The sequence below is a fragment of the Spirillospora sp. NPDC049024 genome (assembly GCF_040649235.1).
Taxonomy (GTDB): Bacteria; Actinomycetota; Actinomycetes; order Streptosporangiales; family Streptosporangiaceae; genus Spirillospora.
Genome location: NZ_JBEZFD010000022.1, coordinates 23073 through 38242, shown reverse-complemented (window position 1 = coordinate 38242; position 15170 = coordinate 23073). Strand labels below are relative to the sequence as shown.

Below are 15170 nucleotides of genomic sequence, written 5' to 3'. Positions count from 1 at the left end.
GCCGTCAGCGCGTCGGGGCCGCTCTGCCTCAGCGCGTCGGGGCCGCTCTGCCTCAGCGCGTCGGGGCCGCTCTGCCTCAGCGCGTCGGGGCCGCTCTGCCTCAGCGCGTCGGGGCCGCGATGTGGGGCCACCAGGCGTCGAGGTCCTCCGGCAGGTGCATGCCGTCCACGCGGAGGGTGGCGGGCATGAGCGGGAAGCGCCGTCCGGCCGGGAACGTGCGCTCGTAGGGCGGCGGGTCGATCACGACGACGCGGGTGCCGTTCACGACCGGGATGTCGGCCGGGACGCCCTCGTTCCAGATCCACTCGCCGTGCGCGTCGACGAGGTTCCACGGGCTGGAGATGATCGGCCGCCCGGGCGGGACGTCGGCGTTCAGGAAGCAGGCGATGATCTCGGGGGCCGGCCGGTCGCCGGTCAGCCCGCCCGGCCGCCCGATGAGCGCCCCCGCCAGCAGGACGTGCAGCTGGAAGTTGTCGCCGATCCCGCCGATCGTGACCGTCCAGCCCTTGCGGCTCGCGCGGTCCAGGACGAGGAGGCGCTCGCCGTCCAGGACGCGCAGCAGCGCCTGGTAGTGCTCCATCTGCCCGAGGTACTGGGCGGCCTGCCCGGCTGCGAAGGCGCAGAAGTCGCGCTCGGCGATGCCCGCCCGCACCGAGGGCCCCATCTGCAGGACCGTGCAGCCCGCCATCGCGAACTGCGGCAGCGCGAACCACGACATCATCGCGGTCACGGCGCCGTCCCCGAGGTGCGGCTCGACGGTGTCGAAGACCTCCTGGGACGGCTGCTCCTCCTGCATGTCCGGCGGCGGCTTGCCGGCGGCGGCCTGGTCCCACGCGTTCGCGAACGCCAGCGCGGCGGCTGTGACCTCCGAGATGCGGTGGACGAGGGGCGCCCCGACGGGGTCCGGGTCGGCGCCGTTCTCGATCCAGGCGCCGGTGACGACGGCGAGCCAGCCGCCGAGGTTCGGGGGCGCCTCGGCGACGCCCTCGGCCAGTCGGGGCAGGGCGGCGGTCATCTCGGCGGGCGAGGCCGACTGGGACGCCTGCATGAGCTGCGGCAGGAGGTCGCCGAAGGCGCGGTCCTCGACCACCGCGGCCCGGACGATCCGGTCGACGAGAGGCTGAAGCGACATGATCGTTAAGCCTGGCACATCGGGCGGGTCGAAAGAGAACCCGAGCGCCATCTTGGAATCTGATTCTAGAATGGCGCGCATGGAGCCACAGGATTTCGCCGACGTGCTCAAGGCCGTCCGCAGCTTCGTCCGCGAGCAGGTCGTCCCGCGTGAGGAGGAGATCGAGGAGACCGACGCGATCCCGGAGGCGCTGCGGCGCACGTCCCGTGACATGGGCCTGTTCGGGTACGCGCTCCCCGAGGAGTACGGCGGGCTCGGCCTGTCGTTGAGCGAGGAGGTGCGGCTGGTCTTCGAGCTCGGCTATGCCAGCCCCGCGTTCCGCTCCATGTTCGGCACCAGCAACGGCATCGCCGGTCAGGTCCTGGTGAACTCCGGGACGCCGGAGCAGAAGGACGCCTGGCTGCCCAGGCTCGCGTCCGGCGAGGTCATCGGGGCGTTCGCGCTGACCGAGTCCGAGGCCGGGTCCGACCCCAGCACGCTGACCACGACCGCGGTCCGCGACGGCGACGGCGACGGTTACGTCATCGACGGCGCCAAGCGGTTCATCACCAACGCGCCCGAGGCCGACGTCTTCATGGTCTTCGCCAGGACGGGCGGCGCCGGCTCGCGCGGCATCTCCACCTTCCTCGTCGAGAAGGGCGCGGACGGGCTGCGGGTCGGCCCGGCCGACCAGAAGATGGGCCAGCGCGGCGCCCACACGGCCGAGGTGTTCTTCGACGGCGTGCGCGTCCCCGCCGACGCCATGGTCGGGACGGAGGGAACGGGCTTCCGCACCGCGATGGCGTCCCTCGCCCACGGGCGGCTCAGCATCGCCGCAGTCTGCGTGGGCCTCGCCCAAAGGATCCTGGACGAGACCGTCGCGTACGCGAAGGAACGCAGCCAGGGCGGCAGGACGATCGGTGAGTACCAGCTCGTCCAGGGGCTCATCGCCGACTCGCAGACCGAGCTCTACGCGGGACGCTCGATGGTCCTGGAGGCGGCCCGCGCCTACGACGCCGGAGAGGACACCAAGCTCGGCCCGTCCTGCGCCAAGTACTACTGCTCGGAGATGGTCGGACGGGTCGCCGACCGCGCCGTCCAGGTCTACGGCGGTATGGGCTACATGCGCGGCGTCGCCGTCGAGCGCTTCTACCGCGACGTCCGGCTCTTCCGCATCTACGAGGGGACGAGCCAGATCCAGCAGCTCGTCATCGCCCGCAACCTGCTGCGCTGACCAGCACCGACACCGGTGAGGGAATCCGGTTCGCACCACGCGCCCGGGCCGTGTATGGTTTCACTGCGCGAACGACGCAGGCCCCTTTAGCTCAGTCGGCAGAGCGTCTCCATGGTAAGGAGAAGGTCTACGGTTCGATTCCGTAAAGGGGCTCACGGCATCCCGGCCGCCATCCGCACTCCGGACGGCGGCCTTCGTCGTTTCCGGGGGAGGGCTGTTTCACCGGGCATGCTCTTTCCCAGGGCAGGGCCGATACATGGCGCAGGGCCCTTTCATGGGGCCACGGCCGGTTCAGGGGACAGGGGCAGAGCTGTCACTGTCCGAGCGCAGGCCGTCCTGATTCGCTCCCTACCTGGGCTTGTGGTACCGTCCCACCGGTTCCAGCAGGACGTTTCGCAGATCGTCGGCTCACCCGGTAACCTGGGAGGCGGTCCCGCGGAGCCCGTGGAACCGATTCCCCGATCCTCACCCGGGATTTCGTGTTTCCAGGGCTCGGTGCGCATCCGGTATCCTGTCAATCCGGTCCACACCGACCATCACGGCGGGGTAGCTCAGTCAGGCAGAGCAAGCGGCTCATAATCGCTGTGTCGCCGGTTCAAGTCCGGCCCTCGCTACTACCCAGGTCTCTCACCCCCACCCCGGGGGTGAGCAGGCTGGGTCGAATCGCCGGCCGCCCCCTGGGACGGCCGAGGTCCGAAAGTCCATGTCCCTAGCTCAGAAAGGCACTCCATCGTGGCTGCCACCGACGTCCGGCCGAAGATCACGCTGGCCTGCCAGGAGTGCAAGCACCGCAACTACATCACGCGGAAGAACCGGCGCAACGACCCGGACCGCCTGGAGATCAAGAAGTACTGCCCCAACTGCAGGACGCACCGTCCGCACAAGGAGACGCGCTAACCGAGGTCCGGACGGAGAAGTACTGCCCGCTGCGCTTCAACACGGGGCCAGGACGCACCGTCCGCACAAGGAGACGCGCTAACCGAGGTCCGGACGGAGAAGTACTGCCCGCTGAAAGCAGGGCCAGGACCCGCCGTCCACACTGGGAAACCCCGGGAGCACGGACCCGCAGTCCGCACCGGGAGACCCGTCCACGGCGCGAGTCCGCCCCCGCAGACTTCTTCGCATGCTTGCCCTGACATGATCAGCCCGTTCTCGCAGTGAGACCCGCGAGGACGGGCTGAACGTCGTTCTGTTACCGTCCGTCCGAAGAGACGGAACCAGCGCGCTCAGAGGGCGCCCGGGCGTCGCGGACCGGCGGGAAGCGCGGCCGGCGGCGGCTCCGGAGCCCTGGTCCACCTGGAGGGACGGACTGCATGGCACTCAACCGTGATTTCATCGGGCGGACCTTCCCGCCCAGCGACCCCTACGAGGTCAGCCGGGTGAAGATCCGCGAGTTCGCGGACGCGATCGGCGACCGCAACCCGCTCTACCGCGACCAGGAGGCGGCGAAGGCGGCCGGATACCCCGACGTCATCGCGCCGCCCACCTTCCCGATCGTGGTGTCCCTCGGCAACCCGGGCCTCGCCGACCCCGACCTCGGCCTCAACTACGCGATGGTCGTGCACGGCGAGCAGCGCTTCGAGTACACCCGCCCGCTGCGCGCCGGCGACGTCATCACCTGCACCTCGACCATCACCGAGATCCGCTCGATCGGCAACAACGAGAAGATGGTCGTCGAGACCGAGGTCGCCACCGTCGAAGGCGAACTGGTCTGCAAGTCCTACAACACGATCGTGGAGCGGGGGGCCTGATGACCGCCAAGGTGAACTACGCCGACGTCGAGGTCGGAACCGAGATCCCCGCGCAGACCTACGCCGTCGACCGCGCGAACCTCGTCATGTACGCGGGCGCGTCCGGCGACTTCAACCCCATCCACTGGCGCGAGTCCGTCGCCAAGGCCGTCGGCCTCCCGGACGTGATCGCGCACGGCATGTACACGATGGCGCAGGGCGGCCGTTACGTCACCGACTGGGTCGGCGATCCGGGCGCCGTCGTCGACTACGGGGTACGGTTCTCCTCTCCGGTCGTCGTCCCCGACCAGGGCGGCGCGACGCTGGAGATCAGCGGCAAGGTGGAGGAGAAGCTCGACGACAACAAGGTCGTCGTGGCGCTCACCGCCAGGTCCAACGACCAGAAGGTCCTCACGCGCGCCAAGGCGGTCGTCAAGCTCGCCTGAGCGCGGCGGCACACCGGCCGGGGCCGCCCCGGCCGGTGCGCAGGCCACCGGACGAGGGCGGGCCGCCCGGCGGCGCGGGGGCGGCAGGAGGGGGAGACGACGTGGCGGTGTTCGCCGAAGACGTGAACCTGGCCGGATACACCACGCTGCGGCTGGGCGGGCCCGCGCGGCGCTTCGTCGAGGCGACGACCGAGGCCGAACTGGTCGCCGCCGTCCGCAAGGCCGACGACGAGGGCGAGCCGGTCCTCGTGCTCGGCGGCGGCAGCAACCTCGTGGTGTCCGACGACGGGTTCCCCGGCACCGTCGTGCACGTCGGGACCCGCGGCACCGAGCGCGTCGCCGCCGAGGGCGGCAAGGTCCTGCTCCGCGTCCAGGCCGGTGAGGACTGGGACCCGTTCGTCGCCCGCTGCGTCGCCGACGGGCTCGCCGGCGTCGAGTGCCTGTCCGGCATCCCCGGCCGCGTCGGCGCCACGCCGATCCAGAACGTCGGCGCCTACGGGCAGGACGTCAGCGAGACGATCGTCGAGGTCCGCGCCTACGACCGGGAGGCCCGCGCCTGCGTCGTCCTCGACCGCGACGCCTGCCGGTTCACCTACCGGCACAGCGTCTTCAAGGGCAACGACCGGTACGTCGTCCTGGACGTGACATACGCGCTGGACGAGACCGAGGAATCGCAGCCCATCGCCTATGCCGAACTCGCCCGGAAGCTGGACGTCCGGCCGGGGGACCGGGTCACGCTGAAAGAGGCCCGCGACGCCGTCCTCGAACTGCGGCGCGGCAAAGGCATGGTGCTGGACGCGACCGACCCCGACACCCGCAGCGCCGGATCGTTCTTCACCAATCCGATCCTCGACCCGGACCGGCTCGCCGAGCTCGAACGCCGCGTGGCCGAACGCCTCGGCCCGGACGCGACGTTCCCGCGCTACCCCGAGGCCGACGGCCGGGTGAAGACGTCCGCCGCCTGGCTGATCGACCGCGCCGGATTCACCAAGGGCCACGCGCGCGGCCCCGCCAGGATCTCCACCAAGCACACCCTCGCCCTCACCAACCCGGGCGGCGCCGGCACGGCCGACCTGCTCGCCCTGGCCCGCGAGGTCCGCGACGGCGTCCGCGACGCCTTCGGCGTCGAACTGGTCAACGAGCCCGTCATGGTAGGCGTGACGCTCTAACCCCGGCCCCACCCCCCGGCCCCCACCCCAGACAGCCCCGCCCGATCGCGGGTCGGCTGTTCAGAGTGCAGGGGCCGTCTGACGTGGGGCGTCGGGTGAGGGTTGGTAGGGTGGGCGGCGTCGAGGGGGAGTAGTCCCAATCGCGTGGTCGACATGCTGGCGCCGCCGACGGCGCCCGGTCACGCGGGCCCGATTCACATCGCGGCGGACGAGACCTTCGGCCTGGCAGTCATGCCGGGCCGAGGTCGCGCGCGCGAGCCCCCGCCCTTTCGCCCGGCAGCACGAGCGAAAGGGATCAGGTGTCCGCCTTCCTCATCAGCCTGGCCGTGATCTTCGTGGCCGAGCTGGGCGACAAGAGCCAGCTCATGGCCATGACGTTCGCCACGCGCTTCCGCGCGCTTCCGGTGCTGATCGGCATCACGGCCGCGACCGCGGTCGTCCACCTGGCGAGCGTCGCGCTCGGCGCGGCCCTCGGCGCCGCGCTCCCCACCGGCCCGATCTCGATCATCGCCGGCATCGCGTTCCTCGGCTTCGCGCTGTGGACGCTGCGCGGCGACGAGCTCGACGACGACGAGCGCGACAAGGCGCGGCGCGCCACGGGATCGGCGATCCTCGCCGTCGGCGGGGCGTTCTTCCTCGCCGAACTGGGCGACAAGACGATGCTCGCCACCGTCACCCTCGCCGCCGACCACGGCGGCCTCGCCGGGCTGACCGGAGTGTGGCTCGGCTCCACGGTCGGCATGGTCGCCGCCGACGCGCTCGCCATCGTCGTCGGCCAGATGCTCGGCCGCAGGCTGCCCGAGCGCGTCATCAAGTACGGCGCCGCCGCCGGGTTCGCCGTCTTCGGCGTCCTGCTGCTGATCGAGGGCATCACCGCGTGACCCGGCGGGAACAATCCCTCCAGGGCCCTTGAGGAACCGCGGGGCGCGCCGCGGCAGGGCCCGGACTGGAGTACGACCGTGGTCCTTCCCGCTCCCCTCCCCCCGCCCCGGCAGGCGCTCGGCACGCGGCTCCAGCTGAGCGACGAGGCCGCCGCCCGCCTCCGCGAACTGATCATGGACGGGCGGCTGCGGCCCGGCGAGCACCTGCGGCTGGAACGCCTCGCCATGGAGTTCGGGATCAGCGTCACACCCGTCAGGGAGGCGCTGAAATCGCTCCGCAGCGAAGGGTTCGTCGTCCTGGAGCCGAGGCGCGGGTTCGTCGTCGCGCCGCTGTCGAAACGGGACGTCCAGGACCTGTTCTGGGTTCAGGCGGGCATCGCCGCGGAACTGACCAAGCGCGCCGCGCCCCGCATCGGCCCCGACGCCCTGCGGCGCTTGGACGGCCTCCAGCACGCCCTGGCACGCGACAACGCCGCGCACCGCCCCGACCTCATGGAGGAGCGCAACCACCTCTTCCACCGGGAGATCAACCTGGCGGCCGACTCGCCGAAGCTCGCCTGGTCGCTCGGCACGGCCGCCCGCTACGTCCCGCGCGGCCTGTACGGGCGGCTCGCCGACTGGCCAGGCGTCGCCGTCCGCGACCACGGCCGGATCCTGGCGGCGCTCCGGGACGCCGACGCCCCCGCGGCCGACGAGGAGATGCGCGCCCACATCGTCCGGGCCGGAGAACTGCTGGTCGCCCACCTCGAACGGCGGGGCCTGTGGCACCCGCCCCCATGATCGTTCCAAGTCACTACCGTGGACGCCATGAGCCCGAGGATGAGCGCCGGTGCGCGCCGCGAGCTGGCGGTCCGGGCAGCGATGGCCGAGTTCGCCCACGGCGGCTACGACGGCACGTCCACCTGGACGATCGCCCGCCGCATCGGCGTCTCCCAGCCCTACATGTTCCGGCTCTTCCCGTCCAAGCACGCGCTCTTCCTCGCCGCCGCCGAACGCTGCTTCGACGACATCGAGCACCGCCTCGCGGAGGCCGCGCGCGGCCTGCGCGGCAGGGACGCCATGGCCGCGATGGAACGGGCGTACCTCCGGCTGCCGCGCGAGGAGCCCGCCCTTCCGCGCCTCCAGTTGGGGATCCACGCGGTCGCCGTCCGGGACGAGGAGATCGCCGCGCTCGGCCGGATCCGCTGGGCCCGCCTCTGGCGCCTCGTCGGCGACCTGTCGGGGGAGGGACCCGACGCGGTCGCCCGGTTCATGGCGGACGGCCTGCTCGTGAACGTCATGACCGCGTTCGGCGCCCCAGCCGGCCCCGACCTGCCCCGCGCGATGGCGGCCTGGTCGGAAAGCCTCCGCGGCAGAGACCCCGACCGCCCGCCCACCTGACCCCGCCCCCTCACGTCGGCCCGCCTCGATCACTGCGAGCCCTGGATCACTGCGAGCCCTTATCACTGCGAGCCCTGGATCACTGCGAGCCCTCGGTCCTGCGCGGCTCTGATCGGCCACGATGTGGTCTGCCACGATGCAGCAGGCAGGGGAAGTGGGCCGGGACTTCGAAACGCAGGCTAAGCGGCGAGCCAGGCGTCGATGCCTGCCAGGAGGCGGGTTCGGACGTCGTCCGGGGCCGCCGAGGCGCGGATCGACTGCCGGGCCAGCTCCGCCAGTTCGGCGTCGCTGAACGCGTGCGCGGTGCGGGCCAGCTCGTACTGGCGCGCCAGCCGGGAGCCGAACAGCAGCGGGTCGTCGGCGCCGAGCGCGATCGACGCGCCCGCCTCGAACAGCCGCCGCAGCGGGACGTCCGACGCGGTCGCCGCCACCCCGAGGCCCACGTTCGACGCCGGGCAGACCTCCAGCGTCACGCCGCGGTCCACGATCCGCTCCAGCAGCCGCGGGTCCTCCACGGCGCGGACCCCGTGCCCGATCCGGTCGGCCTCCAGCGTCTCCAGGCACTCCCGGACGCTCGCCGGGCCGAGCAGCTCGCCCCCATGCGGGGTCGACAGCAGCCCGCCGCGCTTGGCGATCCTGAAGGCCCCCTCGAAGTCGTAGGCGCGACCCCGGCGCTCGTCATTGGACAGCCCGAACCCGACGACGCCCTTGCCCGTGTACTGGACGGCCAGGCGCGCGAGGGTCTTGGCGTCCAGCGGGTGCCGGGTCCGGTTCGCCGCGATCACCACGCCGATGCCGACGCCGGTCGCCTCCGACGCCTGGCGCGCCGTGTCGAGCACCAGCTCCACGGTCGGGGTCAGCCCGCCGAACCGCGCCGCGTACCCGCTCGGGTCGACCTGGATCTCCAGCCAGCCGGACCCCTCCGCGGCCTCGTCCTCGGCCGTCTCGCGCAGCAGCCGCCGCAGGTCGTCCGGCGTCTGCAGGACCGAGCGCGCGATGTCGTACAGGCGCTGGAACCGGAACCAGCCGCGCTCGTCGGTCGCCTGCAACCGGGGCGGCCAGTCCTCGACGAGGGCGTCCGGCAGGTGGACGCCGTGCTGGCCGGCGAGCTCCACGAGCGTGGAGTGCCGCATCGAGCCGGTGAAGTGAAGGTGCAGGTGCGCCTTGGGCAGCAGGGCCACGTCCGGGCGGGCGGGACCGCGCGCGGGCGCGGGCTCCCGGCGGTCCGTGATGGAACGGTCCGGCGTGGAACGGTCCTCGGCCGGACGGGCTGAAACGGTACGGGCCTCCATGACCCAATGTTGCCGGATCATCGTCCTCCCCGAACGCCCGCCCCCGCAGGATCACCACACCGGACTACCTCGCATGACACGCGGCGGCCATCACGCCCATGGGCATCCCCGAAAAAACTTTGGAATCGCGTGCAACCCCCTCCGGGCACCGTGCGTATACGAGGGGCGCCAGAGAGAGACAGGCACCCCCGAGCAAGACCCCCCGAGCAAGACCCCCGTGCAGAAAGGGATTCACGATGATCACGCTGAAGGCCGCCTTGATCGCAGCGTCCGCCATCGGGACCGTGGCCGTGGGCGGCGGCGCGACGTGGGCCATGACCGGCACCCACCACGAGGCCGGCCTCCAGTCGCACGGCTCCAAGGCCCCCGCCGTCGAGCGCAAGCTCCAGGACGCCGCGCCCAAGACCGCCCCGACGTGCCTCCCGGCGAAGTCCGATCTGCCCAAGGTCCCGGCCGACGGTGTGAAGAAGCAGGTCGAGCAGCACCTCAAGCAGCACCCGGTCACCAAGGACCTGCCGCAGGGGCAGCTGCCGAAGACGGGCCTGCCGAAGACGGGCGTCCCGAACACCGAGGTCCCCGGCGTGAAGGCCCCGGAGGGCAAGAACCTGCCCGGCGTCCCGGCCAAGCCCGGCGTCCCGGCCGTGCCCGGTGTGCCCGCCAAGCCCGGCGTCCCGGCGAACCTGCCCACCTGCGCCCCGTCCACCGGCGACCTGCCCGCCGGCACCGAGGCCAAGCCGAACACGCAGGTGCCCGGCGCGCCCGCCAAGCCCGCCCTGCCCGCGCTGCCGAAGCTCGACTGCAGCACCCTGAAGCCCGTCGTGAAGGTCGGCGGCACGGTCGAGAAGACCGTCATCGCGTCGAAGGGCCTGCGCTACGTGTCGGCCGTCCCCGGCTCCGCGGAGCTGCGCAAGCAGCAGGTCTGCGCCGTCACGCAGAAGTGGACCGGCAAGGCCGGCCAGTGGCTCACCGTCGAGACGCTGAAGACCCGCGCCGGCATGACGCAGGAGCAGCTGCGGCAGGCGCTCGGCCTGCCCGAGGGCGGCACCCCGCTGACCGTCGCCGGCGTGGCCGCCTGGCAGAGCCCGAACGGCAACGGCGTGCTGCTGTTCGACCCGAACGGCTCCTCGCTGTTCGTCAACGGCAGCCCGGTCGTGGCCGGCGGGCTGAAGGACGTGGCCGCCGCCCTGCGCAAGACCGGCTGACGCCGCCAGGGAAGCCGTGACACCGGTAACGAAGCGGAGGCCGCTGGTGACGAAGCGTAGAAACCGGTAACAAAGGGCGGCACGAGCAACACCAGCAAGACAGCAGCACCAGAACACAACACAGACGAGGGATGGGCGGCCCAGGCGCGGAGGCCGCCCATCCCCGACCAGACAAACTGCCGGAACCGCTCTAGCCGGGACGGAGCACTGTGGGGCGTCGAGACGACGAGTCGTTCGTGGAGTTCGTGGCGGCACGCGGCGATGCCCTGCTGCGCACCGCCGCACTGATGTGCGGGGCCCGGCAGGACGCCGAGGACATCCTGCAGACCGCGCTTGAAAAGGCCTACCGCCACTGGGGACGGCTGGAACCCGACAGCGATCCCGAGCCCTACGTCCGCCGGATCCTGGTCAATCTGGTGATCAGCCGGTCCCGGCGGTGGAAGGTGCTCCGGGAGATCCACATGGCGAGGCTCCCGGAGACGCCGACCGTCTCGCCCAACCACTCCGTCGAGCTGAGAGGGACCCTGATGGACGAGTTGCGCAAGCTCGGCCCGCGGCAGCGGGCGGTGCTCGTCCTGCGCTTCTGGGAGGACCTGTCGGAAGCGGAGACGGCACAGGCTCTCGGCTGTTCGGTCGGAACGGTCAAGAGCCAGGCGTCCCGGGGGCTCGCCAGGCTCCGGGAACGCCTCGACCGTAACCTGGCGCCACTGGGGAGATGAGCGATGGATCTGGAGAGTGAACTGCGGAAGGCCATGGCCGAGCAGGTGGCCGGGGCGACCGCGTCACAGTCGCTCGTCGCCGACGTCAAGCGCCGCCACCGCCGCCGCAAGGCCCGCGTCCACGCGGCCGCCGGCGTGGCGGCCGCCTCCGTCGCGGCCCTGGCCCTCGTGCCCACCTATCAGTCGTTCCGGGCCACACCGGCCGGCGACTCCGAGACGACCCGTCCCAGCAACACCGTCTCGGCGTTGCAGCTGCCGGAGCGACCTCCCGCCTCGGGCGTCCCCGGGTCCCCGTCTCCTAAGGGGACGTCCGAGGCGGGAGCCTCCCAGAAGCCGCAGGAGCACGGCTCGTCCGGCGACGGGCACGCCCCGTCCAAGCCGGGGCTGCCCGGCGCCGTCGGCAAGCTGCCGCAGTGGATCACCTATCTGCCGGCCGGCCTGACCTCCACCGGCCCGTGCGATGTCGCCCGCAGCGCCGGACGCGAGACCACGACGTGCACGTGGCGCGGCAGCGGCGGCTGGGTGGAGATCGCGCTCGTGAAGGGCGACGGGCTGACCGGACCGCAGGACCTGATGCGCGCTCCGGGCGTCCCGGGCCACACGTCCGTCCACGGGATGCCCGCGCTGACCGGGGACCGCCCCGACTCGGCGCGGCAGATCTCCTGGATGGCGCGGTCCGGCGTCGGCGTCACCGTGACCGCCGCCGGAACGGCCAAGGACCGGCTCATGCGCATCGCCGAGGGCGTGCGCCCCTGAACTCCGTCCGGCGGGGCGTCCCACGGCGGAGAGGGGCCGTGCGTGGGACGTCCCGCCGGACATCCCGGTGACGGGCCCGGCGGAGGCCCCGTCCCACGCGAAACCGGCCCCGGGATTTGTGCACCCGGGGCCGGTTTCGTGTAATGCCGGCTCATGTCTGGAGTCCGTGGACAGCACGTCCAGAGGAGGCACGTGCACGGACGGCTCGTGTTCGTACGGGGCCGTCCACGGACGGGTCGTCCGCGCCGGTCTCGCGCGGGTCAGCTCGCCTCGGACAGCAGCTTCGCGACGCGCGAGACGCCCTCGACGAGGTCGTCGTCGCCCAGCGCGTACGACAGGCGGAAGTACCCCGGGGTGCCGAACGCCTCGCCCGGCACCAGCGCGACCTCGGCCTCCTCCAGGATCAGCGACGCCAGCTCCACCGACGTCTCCGGGCGCTTGCCGCGCAGCTGCCTGCCGAGCAGCGCCTTGACCGACGGGTAGGCGTAGAACGCGCCCTCCGGCTCGGGGCACACCACGCCCGGGATCTCGTTCAGCATCCGCACGATCGTGTGCCGGCGCCGGTCGAACGCCTTGCGCATCTCCGCGACCGCCGACAGGTCGCCGGTCACCGCGGCGAGCGCGGCGGCCTGGGAGACGTTCGCCACGTTGGACGTCGCGTGCGACTGCAGGTTCTGCGCGGCCTTCACCACGTCCGCCGGGCCGATCAGCCAGCCGACCCGCCAGCCGGTCATCGCGTAGGTCTTCGCCACCCCGTTCAGGACGAGCGTTCGGTCGGCAAGCTCCGGCACCACCACGGGCATCGAGTGGAACTCGGCGTCGCCGTACACGAGGTGCTCGTAGATCTCGTCCGTGACGACCCACAGGCCGTGCCCGTCGGCCCAGCGCCCGATCGCCTCGATCTCGTCCCTGCTGTAGACCGCGCCCGTCGGGTTGGACGGCGACACGAACAGCAGCACCTTCGTCCGGTCGGTGCGCGCGGCCTCGAGCTGCTCGACGCTCACCTTGTAGCCGGTGGTCTCGTCGGCGACGACGTCCACCGGCACCCCGCCCGCCAGCTTGATCGACTCGGGGTAGGTCGTCCAGTACGGCGTCGGGACGATGACCTCGTCGCCCGGGTCGAGCAGCGCCGCGAACGCCTCGTACACCGCCTGCTTGCCGCCGTTGGTCACGAGCACCTGCGACGCCTCGACCCGGTACCCGGAGTCGCGCTCGGTCTTCTCGGCGATCGCGGCGCGCAGCTCGGGCAGCCCGCCCGCGGGCGTGTACTTGTGGAAGCGCGGCACCCGGCACGCGGTCACCGCGGCCTCGACGATGTAGTCGGGCGTCGGGAAGTCGGGCTCGCCCGCGCCGAACCCGATGACCGGGCGGCCCGCCGCCTTCAGCGCCTTGGCCTTGGCGTCGACGGCCAGCGTGGCGGACTCGGATATCGCGGCGATGCGCTTGGAGATGCGAGGACGGTCGATGCTCATACCCCTATCGTTACAGACGGCGCACCAGGACCCGCAGCCATATATCCGAGCCGGTCGGACGGGTCGTCGCCGCGGCGTTCCGGGATCTCCGGGATATCCGGTTCGACGCGGGCCCCTCCGGCACGTAGACTCCTCCTCCAAGTGACGTGTCACCGGTATACGAGCCTGTCCGCACGCGGGCACCGATGAGGCCGTAAGCTGGGACCCGGCACCGCCCGATCCCATGGTCGGGTTTCTCCTTAGCCGGAGAAGTGAAGGGCAGTGGCTCAATTGGTAGAGCTCCGGTCTCCAAAACCGGCGGTTGGGGGTTCGAGTCCCTCCTGCCCTGCGAGGTGCGGTGCGCGCACCCGTGCCGGCCGCGCCATGGCGGCGCAATGGCCCTCCGTGGCACTCCGCGGCACGGGACCGCGCGGCAACCACAGGGTGGTTGGATCACGACCTATGAGGTGAACGGCGGCAAATGGCGACTGAGACTCGCGACGAGCCCGAGGCCAAGGACGAGGGCAAGGGCAAGAAGAAGTCCCCCTCCAGGAGGACCTCGCCCGCGCTCTTCGTGCGCCAGGTCATCGCCGAGCTGCGCAAGGTCATCTGGCCGACGCGGCGAGAGCTGATCACCTACACGACCGTCTCGCTGGTGTTCGTGCTGGTCATGGTCGCGCTCGTCTCCGGCATCGACTACGGGCTGCAGAAGGGCGTCTACGAGCTCTTCGGCTGACGCCGCACGACCCGGGCCGGGTGCCGAGCCCCGCCGTACCTTCGCAAGTCCATCACCGCAGACCGAGAGAAGAGTCCACCGTGTCCGAGCCCTCACAGCCCTACGACGAGGCCGTTGAAGAGGCCCAGTCTGCTGCGGCTGCTGCGGCAGACCAGGCGGGTCCCGCCGAGGAGACGGCCGAGGCGGTCGTCTCCGCCGGCGACGCCGAGCCGGCGGACACGAAGCTCGAAGGCGAGGAGGGCCCCGCGCCGGACGCGGCCGAGGGCGCCGCCGAGCTCGCCGAGTCCGTCGAGGGCGAGGAGCCGGCCGAGTCCGCCGAGGAGTCCGCCGAGGAGGCCGGCGAGGAGGAGGCCGCCCCGCCGGTCGACCCGTACGCCGACTTCAAGATGCAGCTCCGCCTTCAGCCGGGCGACTGGTACGTCGTGCACTCCTACGCGGGCTACGAGAACCGGGTCAAGACCAACATCGAGACCCGGACGCAGACCCTCAACATGGAGGACTACATCTTCCAGATCGAGGTCCCGCAGCACGAGGTGACCGAGATCAAGGGCGGCAAGCGCCAGAAGGTCAACGAGAAGGTCCTGCCGGGCTACATCCTCGTCCGCATGGAGCTCACCGACGAGTCGTGGGCCGCGGTCCGCAACACCCCGGGCGTCACCGGGTTCGTCGGCCTGCTGAACAAGCCTTCCCCGCTCAGCCTGGACGAGGTCGCCAACCTGCTGGCCCCCGAGCCGGAGGAGGGCGTCGCCAAGGCCGCCAAGGAGCAGGCCAAGGCCCCCGCCACCGTCGACTACGAGGTCGGCGAGTCGGTCACCGTCATGGACGGCCCGTTCGCCACCCTCCCCGCGACCGTCAACGAGATCAACGCCGAGCAGCAGAAGCTCAAGGTCCTGGTCTCCATCTTCGGTCGCGAGACGCCGGTCGAGCTCTCCTTCAACCAGGTCTCCAAGATCTGACCCTGTCTCCGAGATCTGACCCTGTCTCCGAGATCTGACCCTGTCTCCGAGATCTGACCCTGTCTCCGAGATCTGACCCTGTCTCCGAGATCTGACCCTGTCTCCGA

Annotated in this window: 16 protein-coding genes and 3 tRNA genes; 16 read left to right on the top strand and 3 right to left on the bottom strand. The window is 71.6% G+C overall.

From position 1 onward, the window contains the following. Positions 1-100: 100 nt before the first annotated feature. A complete protein-coding gene (locus AB0C21_RS32960; RefSeq protein ID WP_500209543.1) occupies positions 101-1132 on the bottom strand; it encodes a hypothetical protein in 1032 nt (343 codons plus the stop codon). A 79-nt stretch (positions 1133-1211) separates the two neighbouring features. Here AB0C21_RS32960 and AB0C21_RS32955 point away from each other — a divergent pair, with 79 nt between their 5' ends. From AB0C21_RS32955 to AB0C21_RS32910, 10 genes are all read left to right on the top strand, one after another. Next, positions 1212-2345, top strand: a complete 1134-nt coding sequence (locus AB0C21_RS32955; protein ID WP_500209541.1) for an acyl-CoA dehydrogenase family protein — start codon at positions 1212-1214, stop codon at positions 2343-2345. A gap of 80 nt (positions 2346-2425) precedes the next feature. Next, positions 2426-2498: transfer RNA gene (locus AB0C21_RS32950), tRNA-Thr, on the top strand. Between the two features lie 387 nt (positions 2499-2885). After that, positions 2886-2959, top strand: a tRNA-Met gene (locus tag AB0C21_RS32945). Between the two features lie 118 nt (positions 2960-3077). Continuing rightward, positions 3078-3242, top strand: coding sequence for a 50S ribosomal protein L33 (gene rpmG / locus AB0C21_RS32940; RefSeq protein WP_067466611.1), 165 nt, complete (start codon positions 3078-3080; stop codon positions 3240-3242). Positions 3243-3658: 416 nt separating this feature from the next. Continuing rightward, positions 3659-4096, top strand: a complete 438-nt coding sequence (locus tag AB0C21_RS32935; protein WP_149259638.1) for a MaoC family dehydratase N-terminal domain-containing protein — start codon at positions 3659-3661, stop codon at positions 4094-4096. Beyond that, entirely contained in the window at positions 4096-4521 is a 426-nt protein-coding gene (locus AB0C21_RS32930) for a MaoC/PaaZ C-terminal domain-containing protein (protein WP_500209539.1), read from the top strand. Before AB0C21_RS32935 ends, AB0C21_RS32930 begins: the two co-directional genes overlap by 1 nt. A 101-nt stretch (positions 4522-4622) precedes the next feature. Further along, positions 4623-5690, top strand: a complete 1068-nt coding sequence (locus tag AB0C21_RS32925) for a UDP-N-acetylmuramate dehydrogenase (protein WP_500209537.1) — start codon at positions 4623-4625, stop codon at positions 5688-5690. 299 nt (positions 5691-5989) lie between these two features. Next, on the top strand, positions 5990-6571 hold the full coding sequence (locus AB0C21_RS32920) for a TMEM165/GDT1 family protein (protein ID WP_500209535.1): 582 nt from the start codon (positions 5990-5992) through the stop codon (positions 6569-6571). Positions 6572-6649: 78 nt separating this feature from the next. Continuing rightward, positions 6650-7351: a GntR family transcriptional regulator gene (locus AB0C21_RS32915; protein WP_500209533.1), complete on the top strand. Its 702-nt coding sequence runs from the start codon at positions 6650-6652 to the stop codon at positions 7349-7351. Positions 7352-7378: 27 nt separating this feature from the next. Beyond that, positions 7379-7951 (top strand): TetR/AcrR family transcriptional regulator, encoded by a 573-nt coding sequence (locus AB0C21_RS32910; RefSeq protein ID WP_500209531.1) that lies wholly within the window; start codon positions 7379-7381, stop codon positions 7949-7951. Between the two features lie 179 nt (positions 7952-8130). On the opposite strand, the gene AB0C21_RS32905 is transcribed toward AB0C21_RS32910, so the two are convergent. Then, positions 8131-9243 carry an adenosine deaminase gene (locus tag AB0C21_RS32905; protein WP_500209529.1) on the bottom strand — a complete coding sequence of 371 codons (1113 nt, stop codon included), beginning with the start codon at positions 9241-9243 and terminating at the stop codon, positions 8131-8133. A 236-nt stretch (positions 9244-9479) separates the two neighbouring features. On the opposite strand from AB0C21_RS32905, the gene AB0C21_RS32900 reads away from it, so the two are divergent. From AB0C21_RS32900 to AB0C21_RS32890, 3 genes are all read left to right on the top strand, one after another. After that, entirely contained in the window at positions 9480-10445 is a 966-nt protein-coding gene (locus AB0C21_RS32900) for a hypothetical protein (protein WP_500209527.1), read from the top strand. Between the two features lie 209 nt (positions 10446-10654). After that, positions 10655-11164 (top strand): SigE family RNA polymerase sigma factor, encoded by a 510-nt coding sequence (locus tag AB0C21_RS32895; protein ID WP_149259631.1) that lies wholly within the window; start codon positions 10655-10657, stop codon positions 11162-11164. 3 nt (positions 11165-11167) lie between these two features. Continuing rightward, positions 11168-11920 carry a hypothetical protein gene (locus AB0C21_RS32890; RefSeq protein WP_500209524.1) on the top strand — a complete coding sequence of 251 codons (753 nt, stop codon included), beginning with the start codon at positions 11168-11170 and terminating at the stop codon, positions 11918-11920. A 260-nt stretch (positions 11921-12180) separates the two neighbouring features. Here the strand turns inward: AB0C21_RS32890 and AB0C21_RS32885 are convergent, their stop codons facing one another. After that, positions 12181-13392, bottom strand: a complete 1212-nt coding sequence (locus AB0C21_RS32885; RefSeq protein WP_500209522.1) for a pyridoxal phosphate-dependent aminotransferase — start codon at positions 13390-13392, stop codon at positions 12181-12183. A gap of 255 nt (positions 13393-13647) precedes the next feature. Here AB0C21_RS32885 and AB0C21_RS32880 point away from each other — a divergent pair. The 3 genes from AB0C21_RS32880 (at position 13648) to nusG (ending at position 15063) form a co-directional block, all read left to right on the top strand. Continuing rightward, a tRNA-Trp gene (locus AB0C21_RS32880) sits at positions 13648-13720 on the top strand. A 132-nt stretch (positions 13721-13852) separates the two neighbouring features. Beyond that, positions 13853-14107, top strand: a complete 255-nt coding sequence (secE, locus tag AB0C21_RS32875; RefSeq protein WP_149259628.1) for a preprotein translocase subunit SecE — start codon at positions 13853-13855, stop codon at positions 14105-14107. Between the two features lie 80 nt (positions 14108-14187). After that, complete coding sequence (gene nusG / locus AB0C21_RS32870) at positions 14188-15063, top strand: transcription termination/antitermination protein NusG (protein WP_500209521.1); 876 nt, start codon at positions 14188-14190, stop codon at positions 15061-15063. The last annotated feature ends 107 nt before the right edge of the window (positions 15064-15170 follow it).

Coding starts and splice junctions, on each gene's coding strand:
- AB0C21_RS32960 (WP_500209543.1), bottom strand. CDS start 1,132: ATGTCGCTTCAGCCTCTCGTCGACCGGATCGTCCGGGCCGCGGTGGTC.
- AB0C21_RS32955 (WP_500209541.1), top strand. CDS start 1,212: ATGGAGCCACAGGATTTCGCCGACGTGCTCAAGGCCGTCCGCAGCTTC.
- AB0C21_RS32935 (WP_149259638.1), top strand. CDS start 3,659: ATGGCACTCAACCGTGATTTCATCGGGCGGACCTTCCCGCCCAGCGAC.
- AB0C21_RS32930 (WP_500209539.1), top strand. CDS start 4,096: ATGACCGCCAAGGTGAACTACGCCGACGTCGAGGTCGGAACCGAGATC.
- AB0C21_RS32910 (WP_500209531.1), top strand. CDS start 7,379: ATGAGCCCGAGGATGAGCGCCGGTGCGCGCCGCGAGCTGGCGGTCCGG.
- AB0C21_RS32905 (WP_500209529.1), bottom strand. CDS start 9,243: ATGGAGGCCCGTACCGTTTCAGCCCGTCCGGCCGAGGACCGTTCCACG.
- AB0C21_RS32900 (WP_500209527.1), top strand. CDS start 9,480: ATGATCACGCTGAAGGCCGCCTTGATCGCAGCGTCCGCCATCGGGACC.
- AB0C21_RS32890 (WP_500209524.1), top strand. CDS start 11,168: ATGGATCTGGAGAGTGAACTGCGGAAGGCCATGGCCGAGCAGGTGGCC.
- AB0C21_RS32885 (WP_500209522.1), bottom strand. CDS start 13,392: ATGAGCATCGACCGTCCTCGCATCTCCAAGCGCATCGCCGCGATATCC.
- secE (WP_149259628.1), top strand. CDS start 13,853: ATGGCGACTGAGACTCGCGACGAGCCCGAGGCCAAGGACGAGGGCAAG.